We start from the raw sequence: 15,452 nt of genomic DNA, 5'->3' as shown, positions 1-15,452 counted from the left end.
GGGTGACCGTCACCAGCAGCGGCCGGTGCGTCGGGCCGCATGACTGGGCACCCGTGTGCCCGAGACGTGGAGTGAGTGTGACCGAGCTTCCGCCGCCGATCACCCCGTACCTCGAACCCGCCGCGAAGGAGCTGGCCGAGGCGACCGACCCGCACCCCAGGATCTACGAGGTCCCCCCGGAGAAGGGCCGTGACATCCTGCTCGGCCTGCAGAGCGACACCAGCGTGCCCCGTCCGGACGTCGACGAGGAATGGGTCGACGTGGACGCCGGTGAGTGGGGCACGGTCCGCACCCGCATCATCCGCCCCAAGGGGGCGAGTGGGGCACTGCCGGTGGTGTTCTACATCCACGGAGCCGGCTGGGTCTTCGGCGACGACAAGACCCACGACCGCCTCTTCCGTGAACTCACTGTCGGCGCGAACGCCGCGGGCGTCTTTCCCGTCTACGACCGCGCGCCGGAGAAGAAATACCCCACCCAGGTGGAACAGAACTACGCCGTCGGCCAATGGGTCCTCGAACACGGCGCCGAACACGGCCTGGACACCTCACGCGTCGCCGTCACCGGCGAGTCGGTCGGCGGCTGCATGTCGGCGGTGTTCGCGCTGATGAACAAGGAGCGCGGCGGGATCGACCTCAAGGCCCAGTGCCTGCTCTACCCGGTGACCAACGCCGACTTCGACACCCCCTCCTATCTTCAGTTCGCCGAGGGCTACTACCTCACCCGCGACGGCATGAAGTGGTTCTGGGACGCGTACACCACCGACGACTCCCAGCGCGCCGAAGTGCACGCCTCCCCGCTCCAGGCCCCTCTCGAACTGCTCCGGGGGCTGCCCACCACACTCGTCATCACCGACGAAGCCGACGTGCTGCGGGACGAGGGCGAGCAGTACGCCAACAAGCTGCGCGAGGCCGGTGTCGACGTCACCTCGGTCCGGGTGGCCGGCATGGTCCACGACTTCCTCCTCCTGGACAGCCTGCGCGACACCCGCGCCGCGAACATCGCCCGCAAGATCGCCATCGACTTCCTGAGGACGGCGCTCCACGGCGGCTGAGGGAAGTCACGCATCCGCTCCCTCGTCTGCGGGGGCTCCCGGGCCGGTCCGATGCCCTCGCCCCGGCAGGAAACGGTCACGATCGACCTCGGTGGCCGCACGGGCACGGGCGCGACGGCTTTCCGAGCAGCGTGTCCGGGTGAGGGTGGGGGAGTGGTGCCGTCGGCCGGCACGGCGAGCGGCGTGGCGAGCGAACGGAAGGGCCCCAGGTGGCCGCGGCGAGCGACGCGCACCTGGGGCCCTTCCGGTGGCACGCCTACGCGGTGCCCTGAGACGCGGACAGCCAGGCGCGGTAGCGGCGCAGCGCCCGCCGCTGCTTCCGCTGCTCGGCGATGAGGGCGAACGCCGGGTGGGTGCGGGGTGTCGGGCGGCTGCCGCGGGCGATGCGGCGCATCTGGTGGCGGACCTGTGCCATACCGGCGGCCGAGGCGAGAGCCTTGTCGGACCAGGTGACCGGCCGCAGCCGGTCGTCGGCCTCGCGGCCCTGGCGCCAACGGTCCGGCAGGTCCGGGGTGACGGCGAGGGCCGTGCCCATGCCGATGATCGCCACGCCGCTCTCGAGGACCCTCTCCGCGGTGTGGCGCTGGGTGATGCCGCCGGTGAGCATCAGCGGCAGCGGGCTGGTCTTGACCAGGTCCCTCGCCAGGTCGAGGAAGTACGCCTCGCGGGCCTGGGTGCGCTCGTCGGCGGGGCGGCCCGACATCGCCGGGCTCTCGTAGCTGCCGCCGGAGAGTTCCACGAGGCCGACGCCGAGGGGGGCGAGCATCGCGATCACCTGGCGTGCGTCGTCGGCGTCGAAGCCGCCGCGCTGGAAGTCGGCGGAGTTGAGCTTCACCGCGACCTCGAAGGACGGGGAAACGGCGGCGCGCACGGCGCGGACGACGTCCAGCAGCATCCGGGCCCGGTTCTCCAGCGATCCGCCCCACTGGTCGGTGCGCTTGTTGACCAGGGGGGACAGGAACTGCGACAGCAGGTAGCCGTGCGCGGCGTGCACCTCCACACCGTCGAAGCCCGCCTGTTCGGCGCGCTGGGCCGTGACGGCGTACCGGGTCACGGTGGCCTGGATCTGCTCGGGGGTCATGGCGACGGGGCGGCCGAAGCGGCTGCTGTGCTTGCCCAGGTCGACGGCGACCGCGGACGGGCCCCACACGACCCCGGGCATGTCGGACCCGATCTGGCGGCCGGGGTGGTTGATCTGCATCCAGATCGCCCCGCCGCCGGACTTGCCGGCCTCGGCCCACTCGACGAACGGCTCCAGCGGCGCGGCCTCGTCGAGTACCACGCCGGCGGGGCCGGTCAGCGCCTCGGCGTGGACCATGACGTTGCCGGTGATCAGCAGTCCGGTGCCGCCGGCGGCCCAGCGCCGGTACAGCCCGAACAGCTCCTTGTCCGGGAGCTGGCCGTCGCCGGCCATGTTCTCCTCCATGGCCGCCTTGGCGATCCGGTTGTTCAGCACCTGCCCGGAGCGCAGGGACAAGGGCGAGAACAGCTCGCTGGTCATCCGAGTTCCCCTCTCTGTCTCGATGGCTTACGATGTATGCATCGTTCACATTAAAGCAGCGATGTAAACAACGTAAACATGAGGGAGTGTGACCTATGTCGCAAGCGGGCGGCTCGTATCACCACGGGGATCTGCGCGCCGCCTGTCTGCGCGCCGCGCGGGAGTTGCTGGAGGAGGACGGCAGTGCCGGGCTGTCCCTGCGGGCGGTGGCGCGGCGGGCCGGTGTGTCGGCGACGGCTCCCTACCGCCATTACGCGGACCGCGACGCGCTCGTCTCCGCGGTCGCCGCGCAGGGCTACCGCGAACTGGCCGAATATCTGGCCGCGGCGCATCCCTCGCCCACGACTCCCGACGAGCTCGCGGCGGTCGCCGTCGCCTACGTCCGCTTCGCGCTCGAGCGCCCGGCGCTGTTCCGGGTGATGTTCGCCGAGCCCTGCGATCCCCACAGCGAGGAACGGGTCGCCGCGACCACCGCGATCTCGGAATACGTCCGCGGCATCGTCCGTGGTGCCTTTCCCGGCGCCGACGTGGAGGCGCTGTCGACCACGGTCTGGGCCCTGGTCCACGGCCTGGCGTTCCTGCACCTCGACGGCAAGCTCGACACCTCCACCCCCGACGTGGTCGCCGACCAGGTCCGCGCCGCCGTCCGCGCACTGTTCACCGCCCCTGCGGCACTGTCACGAACGACAGCCGCACCGCACTGAAGGGTGTTGCAGAAGGCTTGGTGGCGGGCACCTTGTCTGTAGGGGCGTGTATCGAAAGTGCCTGGTGAGGATGGCGGGGAGCCCATTTTGTGATCCAGAATGATCGGATGGTCACGCTTGAGACTTCCCGCTTGATCCTGCGTCGCTGGCGCGAGGAAGACGTTGCGCCCATGGCTGCCATCAATGCCGACCCCGAGGTCATGCGATGGATCCGTGACGGCAGCGTCCGTGACGAACAGCAGACGCGCAGCGGGATCCAGGCATGGGAGAGCGAGTGGGAGTCACAAGGCTTCGGCCTGTTCGCCGTGGAGATCCGGTCCACTGGCGAGCTGGCCGGGTTCACCGGCCTTTCGGTGCCCGGCTTCTTGCCGGAGGTACTGCCGGCGGTTGAGGTCGGCTGGCGGCTGGGACGTTCCCACTGGGGGCAGGGCTTGGCCACCGAGGCCGCTGCAGCCGCTGTACGGTTCGGGTTCGCAGAGCGAGGGCTGGAGCGGATCGTCAGCATCGCTCAAGTGGGCAACGACGCCTCCGAACGGATCATGACCAAACTGGGGATGCGTCCGGTCCGTGAGACCGTCAATCCCACCGGCGGTCGGCGAGTCCGGGTGTTCGAGTTGTCGTCGGTCCAGTACGTCACCACCACTCGTTGATGGCCGCAACGAGGACGGATTCCGCGGCGGCGCAGGTCGGCGCGGTTCTTCCGGCAGGCGTACGCCTTGTCAGCCCGCACGCGGTCGGGACAGACACGCGGCCGACCGGTCCCTATGCGGGGCACACGGATCTGCTCCATCACCCGTTCGAACTGCGGCGAGTCCCCCCCGCTGCCCCGCCGTCACCACGATCGACATGGGCCTCTGACCCTGCTCGACAGCCAAGTGCAGTTGACGCCTGAGTTTCGGGCGACGATCACGCTCGGCCTGGTCCTCAACGCCGCCGTGCTGTGGACCACCCGCTACCTGGACGCCTCCGTGGAGCAGCTGCGGACGCTGCCACCCGAGCAGCGCGAGTACCAAGTGCCGGACGAGGACGGCCCATTGCCGCAGCGGCGCAGTTGCTGACGAACTGAGCAGCGCCGTTCGTCGTCACTGCTTCACGGGAACATTTCGTTGTGCGGGGTGAGGGGGAGCGGATGGACGAGGGCGCGGAGCTGGCGGGGCGTTACCGGCTGACCAGGCGGATCGGCCAAGGCGGAACGGGCCAGGTGTGGCAGGCCGAGGACCTGCGCCTGCGCAGGCAGGTGGCTGTGAAGATTCTGCTGGAGGTGGCTCTGCCGGACGACTCCACTCAGCAGCGGCAGATACTCGCCCGGTTTCATCGTGAGGGGCGTGCGACAGCGCAGCTTGCGCACCGCAACATCGCCGCCGCCTACGACGCGGGGGAACACGAAGGCAGGCCGTTCCTGGTGCTCGAACTGCTGCATGGCCGCGACCTGCGGACAGTGCTGGAGCAGGAGTTCCCCCACGGTATGCCTCTGCCTTTGGTGGCGGACTACGGTGCGCAGGTTGCCGATGCGCTGGCCGCCGCGCACGGCGCCGGTGTCGTGCACCGCGACATCAAGCCCGGCAATCTCATGCTCCTGGACGACGGCACCGTGAAGGTCTGCGACTTCGGGATCGCCCGCCTCCGCCACAGCGCAACCGAGCCACAACTGACGCAGACGGGAGTGGCGATCGGCACGCCGGCATACATGGCGCCCGAGCAGTTCGAAGGCGCACCGGTTGACTCTGCCGCCGACATGTACGCACTCGGTGCCACGCTTTTCCGTCTGTTGACCGGCCGTCCGGTGTTCTCCGTGCCGGACCCGGCTGCCTTGTACTTCATGCACGCGGGGAAACCGGCACCTCGCGTGAGCTCGCTTCGCACCGATGCCCCGCCGACACTGGACGCTCTCATCGACACGTTGCTCGCCAAAGACCCCCGTCGACGGCCGACCGCAGCCGACACCGCCACCAGCCTGCGCAGGCCAGCGATGAAGGCAGCCGTGACGACCGCGGTGGCTGCGGCGGGCACACCGGCGCCTGCCGACCTGGCCGAAGCCGTACGCACCGCGAGAGGCATCAGCCACGAGTGGCTCGAACACGAGACACTGGTCAAGATCGCCGAAGTTGCGGCCTCGTCAGACCCGGCCATGGCCAAGGCACTGTTGACCGAGGCGGAGCAGTGGGCCCGCACCCGAGACGGAAACCTCTTGGTGAAGATCGGTCGTGCTACGACCCCGCACGATCCCCGGCACGCGGTAACGCTCCTCCAGGAGGCCGAACAGCTGATCCGCCGAGAGTGCGCCCGGTTCGGCAGCAAGAGCGGGAAGCTTGCTGCCTTCCATGGCAGGAGGCTCCGGGACATCGCAACGGCCTGGGCCCCACTCGATACCGACCGCGCCGTCACGCTCGCCCGCGAAATCGCGCACCCCGGCCGGCGAACCGCCGCACTGGGAGATATCGCCGTTGCCCTGGCATCACAGGACTTCTCGGCCGCGCTGCGGGTGGCCGATCTGATCAAGCGTGACAAAGACCGACCGCTGGTCTCCATCGCCAGGGCAGCGGCCGGCACAGCCCCTGCCGCTGCCGAGCAGTTCGCGCATGCGATCCATGAGCCGCGACTCCGGGCCCAAGCCCTGGTCGAAGTTGCCAAGGTCGTTGCCCTACGGGACTGCCCGAACGCCCTACGTATCGCAGGGACGATCGACCAGGAACTCGGCTCCGGCCAGGAGGACATCGCCCGCGTACTCCTTGCTGCAGGCTGCCCTTCGGCCGCCGCACAGATCGCTGCCTCCATCCCTGCGAACGACTACGGCCGACGAGGTCTGGACGTGGAGGTATGTCAGGCCCTCGCTGTGACCGACCTTGACGCGGCCGAGGATTTCGCTCGATCGATACCGCACCGTCAGCGTGTCGAGGCCGTGACTGCCGTCTGCCGAGAGCTTGCCGTGTCCGACATCGACCGTGCGGAACGACTCGCCCGATCCCTACCGGACCACAATGATCGCGCGGTCGTCCTGAGCGATATCGCGCTCGCCGTCGCCGGCCATGAACCCGCCCGGGCACACGCCCTGCTCACCGCCGCGGCTGACGATATCCGTGGGCTGCACCACGGTGGGTTCGCTCTGGCGACCATCGGCGCCGCCATGAAGCAGGTGAACGCGGACGAGGCCATAGCTTTACTGATCGAGGCCGAGGCACTGGCGGGCGGGCCCCGCTGCGAGCACGTTGCGGCAGCGCTCGCAGCAGCCGATCCGGCCGCCGCCGAACGCATCGCCCGTAAAATCCCCAGAAGGGATACACGTGGGCTTTCGTTCAGCGCCGAAGCGGTAGCTGCTGTCGACCCGGCAGCAGCGGAGCGGATCGCCCGCAGGATCTCGTCCTCGTGGGAACGCAACCGAGCACTCACCGAAGTTGCCGTCGCCGCAGCTGCTGTCGACCCGGCAAGCGCACGGCGCATCGCCAACGGGCGGGAAGAAGCACTGCTCGCCATCGTCGAGCGGCTTGTTGCCATCGCCCCCGATGCCGTCGGCAGGTTCGCCTGTGAACTCGCCGAGGCCGCCACGGGAGACCACGCGCGACACTTCCAGCTCCGCGTCGCGAGACTCGTCGCACTTGCCGACCCCGCCGCTGCGCGACGCATCGCCGCGACCGTCTTGCCCCCCGAGCGGCAAGACCAAGCGCTGCGGGCGATCGCGGAGGCCCTCATCGGCATCCCGGGAAGATAGGCCCCGGCGCCCAAGGCACCGAGTTGCAGCGTACAGCCGTTGCTGCTCGGCGAAGGCCGCAACCGGCCGGTGTCCCTGTCGTTCGTCTCGGTCACCGCGATGTCAGCGCCGTGAACCTGGCGGGCCGTGCCGTTGCCGGTTCCTCCGTACCGGGCACAGGAGTGGGCCGGAGCAGTTCGCCGAGCAGAACCGCAGCGGGACGATTGCGTGCGTTACCGCTGGTCCGGGTTGAGCTCCGCGTAGACCATCTCGACCAACTCGTCTGCCTCAGACGTTCGGGAGTCGGCGGGAACCTCGTAGTACCCGCCCAGGGTGGTGATCACATCCCTCTCGGAGTTGTCGTACTCATGGAGACGGTCTTCCCGCTCCTTGGAGTTTTCGGGGTGGGGGTTTTGCCACCACCACACCTGGTTCCGGATCTCGTCCTTGGAGAGGAGGCCTGTCAGGACGATGTCTCTGCCCTGAACCTTGCCCGTGATCCTGACGGAGTTCGTATCGGTGGCCATGCCCCTGTCTCCTGTCGTCGAAGGGAGCCGCCCTTCCGGGCCTCTCTTGTCCAGGCAGCGGATACCCGGTGGAACGTATCTCTCACGGTCCGAAGTCCGGCGCGCGTCGGTCGGTGGTGCGGTGTGGAGCGCGTCGTAGGCGCGGGTCAGGTGTCGACCGAGCCGACCGCGTCCTCGGGGACGTAGACGGTGCGGGCCTTGCCGCACTTCGCGCGCTGCGGGGCGGCGCTGCGCTACTCCGCCGGATGGCGGAGGAGCGCGGCCGGCCTTCGGCCACGCCCGGATCGAGACAGGTGCGGGTCCGGTTGCCGAACAGGTCCTGACTGAGGATGCGCGGTACGCGCGCCTCACTGACCGAGGCGCGTTCGTGCTCCTGCCTGTGGTTCGCCGGGTTCAGCAGCAGGGGCGGGCGGCTCGGCGGTGCTCATTCGTTGTCGACCGATGCCAGGAAGTCGCGGATCAACGCGGTGACGATCGTGGGCTGTTCGAGCGTGCTGCTGTGTCCTGAGCCCGTCACCACCTCCAGTCGCGCCCCGTCGACGGCGGCCGCGATGCGCTCCGCGTCCGCGCGGGGTGTGGCCACGTCGTCGGCGCCGACGACGACCAGGGTGGGCGCGGTGACACGGCCGAGCTCGTCGTGGACGGGGGGACGGTCGGCGACGCCCAGTACGGCCTTGCGTACGCCCGCCCGTTCACAGCGCCGCAGCCGCCGTACCCACTCGTCGACGACGGCCCTGCTCGCCGGCGAGGCGAGGAAGGCGGGACCGAACATCGTGGCCTTGACCTTCCCCAGGACCGGCCGAACCCCGGTGAGCCGGTAGACGTTGGCCAGCAGCCGGTATTCGCGGACCTTGCCCGGGTCCTCGCCGTCCGCGCTCGTGTCGAGCAGCGTCAGCGAACGGAGCAGTTCGCCGTGCCGGGCCGCGATGCGCTGGCCGACGAACCCGCCCATGGAGAGGCCGACGTAGTGGACCGGGCCGAGGCCGAGCCGCCCGATCAGGGCGACGGCGTCGGCGGTGAGGGTGTCCATGTCGTACCCGGAGGGCGTCGCCGGTGTGTCCCCCTGGCCGCGCCAGTCCACTGTCACGCACCGGTAGTCCTGGCGGAGCGCCTCGACCTGCGGATGGAACATCCAGCCGCTGAAGAGCAGTCCGTGACCGAAGACGACGGCGGGCGCGTCGGGCTTTCCCGGAGGCGCCCCGGTGTCGGTGTAGGAGATCGATGCGCCGTTGACGTCGACAGTGGGCACGTGCGGCTCCTTCACGCTCGGAGGCGGCTCCGCCTGCGGGTGGCAGCAGAGCATAGAGGTGTGCTGAGCGCTGCTCAACAGTCTTGTTGAGCATTGCTCAGCAAGTTAGGGTCGCGCCATGAACGCCGAGTCCGTACCGTCCCGTGTGCGACTGAAACCCGAGGAGCGCCGGACGCAGCTGATCGACATCGGCCTGCGCCTGCTGGTGACCCGCCCCATCCACGAGATGTCGGTCGACGAGGTGGCGGCGGAGGCGGGGATCTCCCGCGGCCTGCTCTTCCGCTACTTCCCGACGAAGCGGGACTACTACGTCGCCGTCGTGCAGGCGGCCGCACGTCGGGTGCTGCTGCACGCCAAGGCCCCGGCGGAGGGCACCGCGACGGAGCGGATGCGGGGGATCGTCGAGGGCTTCGTGTCGTTCGTGCAGCGCCGGAAGGGTAATTACGTGGCGCTCGTACGGGCCGGCGCGGGCGGCGACGAGCTGGTCCTGCGAGTCTTCGACAGCACGCGCGACATGCTGGTCGACCGTGTGCTGGAGGCGGCGGGCGTGACCCACCCGACGCCGCTGTTGCGGCTGGCCGTGCGCGGCTGGCTGGCCATGGCCGAGGAGATGGCCATCGACGCCACCGACGAGGTGGTCACCACGGCCGACCTGGTCGAGCTGCTCGTGGGCAGTCTGGAGCGGGTCGTGGAGCAGTTCGCCGGCACATCGCACGGAGCGCCTGTCGGCCGCCGCCCGGCAGACCCCGGTCGCGATCACGAGCATTGTTCGCCGGAAAGGGGACCACGCGGCCCTTCCACGAGGTCTTCGGCCTCGTCCGTCTCACCGTGATCGCGCAGCAGATCCACCACCGCCACCACCACGGTCGGACCCGCGACCCCGCCTTCCGCCGGCTCCGGCCGGCGGCCGCCCACCACGACCACCGATGCCGTTCGGCGAACCGCCGATCCGGCAGCTGACACGAGAGACACCGGCATGCCCCTCATTTCCCTGGTCCGGCACGGCCAGGCGTCCTTCGGAGCGAAGGACTACGACGCCCTGTCCCCCCTCGGCCGCGAACAGGCCACCGCCGTCGGCCGGGAACTGGCCCGCCGCGGCCTGCGTGACCCGCACCTCATGAGCGGCACCCTCACCCGCCAGCGCGACACCGCACGACTGCTGGCGGCAGCGGCCGGATTCACGGCTCCCGTGCACGAGGACCCACGCTGGAACGAGTACGACCACGTCGCCCTGCTGGCCCGGTACACCGACCCGGCCCCGGACGACCAGGCGGACTCCCAGGCCCTGCAGGGGCTGCTCGACCGGGCACTGGGAGCGTGGATCGAGGACGCGGAGGACACCGCTCCCGACGGATGGACCGCTTTCGGGAACGGGATCGCAGCCGTTCTGAGCGAACTGTCCACCCGCCTCGGTCAAGGCCGCGACGCGGTCGTCGTCACCTCGGGCGGTGTCCTTGCCGCACTCTGCGGCGCCCTGCTGTCCCTACCGCCCGCCGCGGTCGTGGCCCTGAACCGCGTCACGGTCAACGCCGCCGTCACCACCCTCGTCGTCGGCCGTTCCGGAACCAGCCTCCTCACCTTCAACGACCACGCACACTTCACAGGGGACCACCGCGGACTGCTCAGCTACCGCTGAGGGCCCCCGGCGACGGTTCACCGAGGCTCCCCCCGACGTTGACACGGAGGTGACACGGCTGCGGGAGGAGCGTGCGTCAATACCGTCGCCGGGTGCTTCCGGCGACGGTACTGACACGGAGCGGGGATCGCGGGGCCGCGCCGGCGCCCGGGGCCCGAGTGGCATCGGCAGAGGGTCGTCGCCCTGATGCGATATTGCCGTGTTCACGTCAGTGGCGTCCTGGGGGCAGGGTAGCCCCAGCGTTCGTCCGCCCCCCATGAGGAGCAATGCAGACATGAGACGGCTCATCGCGCCCTTGTGCGCCCTGTTCGCCCGGTTATGGATGGTTTCACAAAGATATCGTCGGGACGGACCCCGTCGTGGTCCACGGCGGGTCAGATCCAGCGGTAGTTGGTGTCGTCGAGGGTCGGCAGGAGGGCCAGGGCAGCGTCGAGCGGTGCGGTGGGAGTAGCGAGATCGGCGAGCGGAACCGGTGGGAACAGTGCCTTGTCAGCCGTGTCCTTGTAGTGGCTCCAGGTGAGGTGGCCGGCGCCGGCGGTGTCGTCGTGTTCGACGGTGCGCAAGTGAGCGCGGGTGGAGTTGTCGATGTGGACGCGGAAGACGAGGTGGAGTTTGCGGGGTGGGGTGGGTCCGGGGCGGGTGACCATGGCGTCCTGGATCCAGGTCAGATGCGGGACACCGGTCGCATCTGTGAGGTCCAGGCCCAGTTCTTCGTCGAGTTCGCGCGCGAGAGCTTGATGGATGGGTTCGCCGGGTTCGACGTTGCCACCTGGCAGGGTGTACTGGTCCTGGCCGTCCTTGGTGCGGTGGATCAGGGCAATCTCTTCCCCGTTGAACAGGGCTGCGGCGACGCGGACCTTGATACGGGTGAATGGCTCGGCAGCGGTCATCGAGGGGTTTCTCCTTCGGTGGGTGAGGTGCCGTGGTGTCCCTGGGACAGGAGGCGAAGGCAGATGATGCCGCACGCGAGTCGCACAAGCCCCTGGTGCAGATCAGCGCGGTGTTCGTAGCGGATCCGCAGGCGTTTGAACCGGTGGAACCAAGCGAAGGTTCGCTCGACGACCTACCTCGTACGTTGGGGTGCCGTGCCGGTCCGCGATCACGTGGTGCTTGGATCCAGGGCGGCCGCGGTCCACGGGAGAGGGCCCGACATGATCCCCTCTTTGTGTGCGCGAACGTGGGAGCCGTCAATCGCGCAGTTGTCCATCTTCAGCAGGCCCACTCTGCGCAGTTCTGCGAGCAGGTTCTGATGCAAGCGGGGCCATACACCGGCTTCGGTCCACTCTCGCAATCGGCGCCACCTGGTCACCCCCTAACAGCCCACCAACTGGGCAGGGACGTCTCGCCAAGCAACCCCCGTCCGGAGAACGCAGACGATGCCGCCCAAGGCACCCCGATCAGGTATCCGAAGCCGACCAGGGTGGCGGGGCCTGCGAACAGGTGGCGGTGGCGGCAACGGAGCTATGCGCTGCCGAAGTTCATCAGGAACAAGGTCTGCAGACACAGGGCGGACCCTGCCCATCGAGATCGTCAGTCGCCACCCGCCACACCGATCTCACTCTGAAACGATCAGTTAGGCACCCTGGTCCCCACAACCTCCGTCGGGCACGCGGCGGCCGGCGACTACCCGATGGGCCACGGACGGCACGAGGACACCCCCCCTCGCCCGGCTCGGCATGGTTCCCTACGTCCTCCGGAGCCGTTCCGGACCAGAGGGCGCCAAAGGGGGGAACGGCCCGCGGGGCGCGGAGCCCCGCGGGACGCCCCTGCCGGTCAGGGGTGGCCGGTGTGGTCAGGTGGGGAGGTTCCACTTCTGGTGGGAGCCGCCGTCGCAGTCCCGGATGTCGACCTTGGTGCCTGGTCGCGTCCGTGACGGCCGGGCTCGGTCTGGGCGTCACCCTGCCGGCGACGGCGACGGCGACGGCGACGGCGACGGCGATGGCGATGGCGACGGCGATGGCGACGGCCACGGCCGCCGCCCCCAGCGCTTCGGCGCATGCCTCGCGCTCCGCCTCCGCCGCCGCGCCGGCCTCCTTGCGCCTGATGCCGCTGGGCGACTCGATCACTTGGGGTGTCGGCAGCCCGTCAGGCAACAGTCACCGGGGCTTCCTGTGGAACAAGCCGGCCGCGGAGGGGCACGCGCTGGACTCCGTCGGCTCGGGCCGCAACGGCCCCATGTCCGCCCCCGACGACGAGGGCCACTCCGGCTGGCACATCGACCAGATCGCCTCCCTCACCGACTCCGTGCTGGCCCCGTACCGGCCCAACGCCGTCGCGCTGGAGATAGGCACCAACGATCTGAACGGCAACTACCAGGTGCCGACCGCGCCCGACCGGATGAGCGCGCTGATCGACCAGATACTGCGGGACGCGCCCGACGCGACCGTGCTGGTCGGCAGCGTGATCGTCTCCACCAGCGGCACGGAGGAGCCCAATCGCCCGGCCTTCGACGAGAAGTTGACGCAGATCGTCCAGTCCAAGGCGTCCGCGGGCAAGCATGTGCGGCTCGTGGACATGAGCGCCCTGACACCTGCGGATCTCTCCGACGCCCTCCCCCCGAACGGCAACGGCTTCAGCAAGATGGCCGACGCCTTCGACGCGGGCGTGCGGGCCTCGGCGCGACAGCGCCACGCTCGGCCGGCGGGCTCGGCCAGAGCGTCCTGCGGCCCGCCATGGTGGAGCGGGTCAGGGCGTGGGAGGCGGACGCGGCCCGACCTCTTTTTCCGTGCAGAGGGACGGGGAGGGGTGCCGGTAGCCGTGTACCGGCACCCCTCCATGATTGCGTCAGCCGGGCCAGGTGCCGGTCGGACGGCGGGTGGAGGCCGCCCCGGCCCGGTCAACGGCGGCTTTGACCCCGGCGAAGACGGCCCCCTGCGGGACGGCGGGGAGCAGGACCTCGCTCCAGGTACGGTCCTCACCCGTGGCGTCGGGCGCGTCGTCGTCGTGGCCGAGCATCTCCCACGCCTGTTCGGACGCCGCTCCGGCGATCACACCGCTGGTGGCAGCCAAGGCCGGACCGACCGGCTTGTCAGCGATCTTCGGGGCTTTCCCGCCGCTCACCCCTTGCGACGGCGGCAGACCATCCACGCCGCGACCGCCACACCGGTGGCTGCCAGCAGCAGGTTGCGGTTGTCCCGCGCCATCCGTGCGCCCTGGGCGGTCTTCTGCTGCACCGATTCGGGGGCCTTGTCCTGCCACAGCTGGCCGGCCTGGCCGGCCTTCGCGCGGGCCTGATCGGCGGCCTGGGCGGCCTTGTCCTTGACCGGGTCGGGCAGCTTGGCCTGGACCTGCTGTGCCAGGTCGGCGGCCTTGGCCTTCAGCTCGCCGGTCTTGACCGTGGCCTGTTCCTTGACCGCGCCGGCCTTCTCCTGGGCGCGGGCCTTGACGTCGGTCTTGGCCGCGAGGGCCTCGACCGTCTGGCCGAGCTCCTCGCGGGTCTGCTCCACCTGCTCGCGCAGTTCCTCGGGGCTGTCGGCAGTGGGCTCGTCGTGGGGCGGCTGGGTCATCGCTGTGCGCTCTCCTTGATCTCGGCCACATCGGCCTTCACGTTTTCGACCGTCCGCTGCGGTGTAGGCGGTGCGGCTTGGTCGACCTGCTTCTTCCCGCTCATGGCCATGACGGCGGCGATCACACCCAGTACCGCTGTGGTGATCAGTGCCGCGGCCCACACCGGAAGGAGGAGCGCCAGCGCGGCGATGCCGGTCGCCACCAGAGCCTGCAGCATCAGGAAGCCGACCACTCCGGCTCCGCCGAACAGGCCGCCGCTCCTGCCGTAGCGCTTGCCCTTCTCCTTCATCTCCGCCTGCGCCAGGCGCATTTCACCGCGCACCAGCTCCGTCAGCTGCTGCGATGCCTTCTGCACCAGCTCGCTCAGCGGCTCCTGGCCGGCAGGGTGCGGGCTGTGGTCGGTCCCCGATGAGTACGGCTGCGTGCTCGACACGGCGGTCACCTCCCGTCCATCTCGTTCCTGCGGGGCCGGCAGTCCGACCCCCTCATGGCGCGCGAGTACCCCGAATGACCCAGTTCAGGGGCCGCCCGCAGCCGGGATGGGAATCGTCTTTCAGGACGGCAGCGCCGTGGGGGGCGCACAACGCGCGCACAGCCACCGGCAGACCGCAGTCTCCTTGAAGGTGCATGCCTTCGCGCCCTCCGTTTGCCGCCAGACGATCCAGGGAGCCGCGGCGGCGGCCCTGGGTGGCTTGTCCGGTGTGTGCCTGGCGGTGGGGCTTCGGGCACGCGGCGCCGCCCGCTCTGCAGGTTCGAGCGGGCCGAGGCGCGCGAGGCGGACGCCTCCGTGCACACGTTGCCGCACGCGGACGCCTCGCCGGTGTGTTCCCCGGTCGACCTCGGCATCTGCGCTCGCCCTCTGCTGATATCGGGGCCGGCCGTGGCGTCCTCGCGCGGTTGGCGTCCGTGGTGGGCTTGCGTCCGACCCGGACCTCATTCCACTGCAGAGGGATCGTCTTCAGTCCGGTTCTATGGCCGGTGGCGCAGGAAGAGGGCGGGGGCGTGGCGGGTGAGCCAGGCGCTGGTCAGGCCAATGGCGGCGCCGGCGGCCACGTCGCTGGGGTAGTGGGCGCCGGACTGCACCCGTTCGAGGGCCACCAGGGCGGCTGGCACCGCGCACAGCGCGCCGGCGGCCGGCCAGGCGGGGGCGACGGCGGCGGTGAAGGCGACCGCGGCCGCGGTGTGCCCGGAGGGGAACGAGGAAGAGTCGGGGCGGTCGGCGACCTCGTCGTGCGGGATCCATTCCGCGGGCGGCCTGGGGCGGTCGGCGAGTTGCTTGCACAGACCGTTCGATGCCAGCTGCGCCACCGCCAGGGCCACCAGCCCGGCGGCCGCCGCCTTGCGGCCCCTCCACCCGCCCCGCCACGCCATCGCGGCCGCCGCCCCGCACCACAGCTTCGAGCTCTCCGCGGACTCCTCCACCGCCGACAGCACCTTGGCCATGCCCGGCGGGATGCGGGAGGCCGCCCGCTGTGTCACAACCCGGTCAGTCTCACGCAAGCCTGTCAGCAACCTCATGAACTGCGGATATCCCCAAGCGCTGCCCGGTAAGCGCAGGAGCGCCAGGATCAGTCCGTCACCGCTGTGCGAC

Annotated in this window: 15 protein-coding genes and 3 pseudogenes; 8 read left to right on the top strand and 10 right to left on the bottom strand. The window is 70.0% G+C overall.

The features are described from left to right. Nucleotides 1-77: 77 nt before the first annotated feature. Nucleotides 78-1,052: an alpha/beta hydrolase gene (locus tag ACZ7KF_RS21165; protein WP_471076985.1), complete on the top strand. Its 975-nt coding sequence runs from the start codon at nt 78-80 to the stop codon at nt 1,050-1,052. A 256-nt stretch (nt 1,053-1,308) separates the two neighbouring features. Here ACZ7KF_RS21165 and ACZ7KF_RS21160 read toward each other — a convergent pair whose 3' ends face one another. Then, complete coding sequence (locus ACZ7KF_RS21160; protein WP_471076982.1) at nt 1,309-2,553, bottom strand: NADH:flavin oxidoreductase/NADH oxidase family protein; 1,245 nt, start codon at nt 2,551-2,553, stop codon at nt 1,309-1,311. A gap of 95 nt (nt 2,554-2,648) precedes the next feature. Between ACZ7KF_RS21160 and ACZ7KF_RS21155 the strand changes: the two genes are divergently transcribed. Together ACZ7KF_RS21155 and ACZ7KF_RS21150 are read left to right on the top strand one after the other, a co-directional pair. Next, the gene (locus tag ACZ7KF_RS21155; protein WP_471076980.1) at nt 2,649-3,257 is read left to right on the top strand and encodes a TetR/AcrR family transcriptional regulator; all 609 of its coding nucleotides are present in this window, start codon (nt 2,649-2,651) and stop codon (nt 3,255-3,257) included. Nucleotides 3,258-3,364: 107 nt separating this feature from the next. Next, nucleotides 3,365-3,907 (top strand): GNAT family N-acetyltransferase, encoded by a 543-nt coding sequence (locus ACZ7KF_RS21150; protein WP_471076977.1) that lies wholly within the window; start codon nt 3,365-3,367, stop codon nt 3,905-3,907. A gap of 14 nt (nt 3,908-3,921) precedes the next feature. Here ACZ7KF_RS21150 and ACZ7KF_RS21145 read toward each other — a convergent pair. Continuing rightward, nucleotides 3,922-4,141 (bottom strand): annotated as a pseudogene (locus ACZ7KF_RS21145) (transposase); the annotation flags it as partial. Between ACZ7KF_RS21145 and ACZ7KF_RS21140 the strand changes: the two are divergent. Next, nucleotides 4,139-4,315 carry a hypothetical protein gene (locus ACZ7KF_RS21140; protein ID WP_471077105.1) on the top strand — a complete coding sequence of 59 codons (177 nt, stop codon included), beginning with the start codon at nt 4,139-4,141 and terminating at the stop codon, nt 4,313-4,315. The pseudogene ACZ7KF_RS21145 and the gene ACZ7KF_RS21140 sit on opposite strands and share 3 nt — an antisense overlap. A 71-nt stretch (nt 4,316-4,386) precedes the next feature. Beyond that, nucleotides 4,387-6,963 (top strand): serine/threonine-protein kinase, encoded by a 2,577-nt coding sequence (locus tag ACZ7KF_RS21135; protein WP_471076974.1) that lies wholly within the window; start codon nt 4,387-4,389, stop codon nt 6,961-6,963. A gap of 212 nt (nt 6,964-7,175) precedes the next feature. Here ACZ7KF_RS21135 and ACZ7KF_RS21130 read toward each other — a convergent pair whose 3' ends face one another. Further along, entirely contained in the window at nt 7,176-7,469 is a 294-nt protein-coding gene (locus ACZ7KF_RS21130; protein ID WP_471076971.1) for a hypothetical protein, read from the bottom strand. Between the two features lie 424 nt (nt 7,470-7,893). Next, nucleotides 7,894-8,718, bottom strand: coding sequence for an alpha/beta fold hydrolase (locus tag ACZ7KF_RS21125; RefSeq protein WP_471076968.1), 825 nt, complete (start codon nt 8,716-8,718; stop codon nt 7,894-7,896). A gap of 118 nt (nt 8,719-8,836) precedes the next feature. Here ACZ7KF_RS21125 and ACZ7KF_RS21120 point away from each other — a divergent pair, with 118 nt between their 5' ends. Both ACZ7KF_RS21120 and ACZ7KF_RS21115 read left to right on the top strand, forming a co-directional pair. Beyond that, nucleotides 8,837-9,550, top strand: coding sequence for a TetR/AcrR family transcriptional regulator (locus ACZ7KF_RS21120; protein ID WP_471076965.1), 714 nt, complete (start codon nt 8,837-8,839; stop codon nt 9,548-9,550). Between the two features lie 144 nt (nt 9,551-9,694). Beyond that, a complete protein-coding gene (locus tag ACZ7KF_RS21115) occupies nt 9,695-10,354 on the top strand; it encodes a histidine phosphatase family protein (protein WP_471076962.1) in 660 nt (219 codons plus the stop codon). 374 nt (nt 10,355-10,728) lie between these two features. Here ACZ7KF_RS21115 and ACZ7KF_RS21110 read toward each other — a convergent pair whose 3' ends face one another. Both ACZ7KF_RS21110 and ACZ7KF_RS21105 read right to left on the bottom strand, forming a co-directional pair. Continuing rightward, nucleotides 10,729-11,244: an NUDIX hydrolase gene (locus ACZ7KF_RS21110; RefSeq protein WP_471076960.1), complete on the bottom strand. Its 516-nt coding sequence runs from the start codon at nt 11,242-11,244 to the stop codon at nt 10,729-10,731. Continuing rightward, nucleotides 11,241-11,876: pseudogene (locus tag ACZ7KF_RS21105) on the bottom strand (transposase). Before ACZ7KF_RS21105 ends, ACZ7KF_RS21110 begins: the two are co-directional and overlap by 4 nt. A 416-nt stretch (nt 11,877-12,292) precedes the next feature. Here ACZ7KF_RS21105 and ACZ7KF_RS21100 point away from each other — a divergent pair. Beyond that, nucleotides 12,293-12,886, top strand: a pseudogene (locus ACZ7KF_RS21100) (SGNH/GDSL hydrolase family protein); the annotation flags it as partial. A 252-nt stretch (nt 12,887-13,138) separates the two neighbouring features. On the opposite strand, the gene ACZ7KF_RS21095 reads toward ACZ7KF_RS21100, so the two are convergent. The 4 genes from ACZ7KF_RS21095 to ACZ7KF_RS21080 form a co-directional block, all read right to left on the bottom strand. Next, the gene (locus ACZ7KF_RS21095) at nt 13,139-13,414 is read right to left on the bottom strand and encodes a DUF4235 domain-containing protein (RefSeq protein WP_471076957.1); all 276 of its coding nucleotides are present in this window, start codon (nt 13,412-13,414) and stop codon (nt 13,139-13,141) included. Continuing rightward, the gene (locus ACZ7KF_RS21090; protein WP_471076954.1) at nt 13,411-13,860 is read right to left on the bottom strand and encodes a DUF3618 domain-containing protein; all 450 of its coding nucleotides are present in this window, start codon (nt 13,858-13,860) and stop codon (nt 13,411-13,413) included. Before ACZ7KF_RS21090 ends, ACZ7KF_RS21095 begins: the two co-directional genes overlap by 4 nt. Beyond that, nucleotides 13,857-14,228, bottom strand: a complete 372-nt coding sequence (locus ACZ7KF_RS21085; protein ID WP_471077099.1) for a phage holin family protein — start codon at nt 14,226-14,228, stop codon at nt 13,857-13,859. Before ACZ7KF_RS21085 ends, ACZ7KF_RS21090 begins: the two co-directional genes overlap by 4 nt. Nucleotides 14,229-14,830: 602 nt before the next feature. Continuing rightward, complete coding sequence (locus tag ACZ7KF_RS21080) at nt 14,831-15,379, bottom strand: phosphatase PAP2 family protein (protein WP_471076951.1); 549 nt, start codon at nt 15,377-15,379, stop codon at nt 14,831-14,833. Nucleotides 15,380-15,452: the final 73 nt, after the last annotated feature.

The sequence above is a fragment of the Streptomyces sp. NPDC038200 genome (genome assembly GCF_055600785.1).
This window is presented reverse-complemented; position numbering and strand designations above follow the sequence as displayed.

Coding starts and splice junctions, on each gene's coding strand:
- ACZ7KF_RS21130 (WP_471076971.1), bottom strand. CDS start 7,469: ATGGCCACCGATACGAACTCCGTCAGGATCACGGGCAAGGTTCAGGGC.
- ACZ7KF_RS21110 (WP_471076960.1), bottom strand. CDS start 11,244: ATGACCGCTGCCGAGCCATTCACCCGTATCAAGGTCCGCGTCGCCGCA.
- ACZ7KF_RS21115 (WP_471076962.1), top strand. CDS start 9,695: ATGCCCCTCATTTCCCTGGTCCGGCACGGCCAGGCGTCCTTCGGAGCG.
- ACZ7KF_RS21160 (WP_471076982.1), bottom strand. CDS start 2,553: ATGACCAGCGAGCTGTTCTCGCCCTTGTCCCTGCGCTCCGGGCAGGTG.
- ACZ7KF_RS21155 (WP_471076980.1), top strand. CDS start 2,649: ATGTCGCAAGCGGGCGGCTCGTATCACCACGGGGATCTGCGCGCCGCC.
- ACZ7KF_RS21090 (WP_471076954.1), bottom strand. CDS start 13,860: ATGACCCAGCCGCCCCACGACGAGCCCACTGCCGACAGCCCCGAGGAA.
- ACZ7KF_RS21120 (WP_471076965.1), top strand. CDS start 8,837: ATGAACGCCGAGTCCGTACCGTCCCGTGTGCGACTGAAACCCGAGGAG.
- ACZ7KF_RS21150 (WP_471076977.1), top strand. CDS start 3,365: ATGGTCACGCTTGAGACTTCCCGCTTGATCCTGCGTCGCTGGCGCGAG.
- ACZ7KF_RS21135 (WP_471076974.1), top strand. CDS start 4,387: ATGGACGAGGGCGCGGAGCTGGCGGGGCGTTACCGGCTGACCAGGCGG.
- ACZ7KF_RS21080 (WP_471076951.1), bottom strand. CDS start 15,379: ATGAGGTTGCTGACAGGCTTGCGTGAGACTGACCGGGTTGTGACACAG.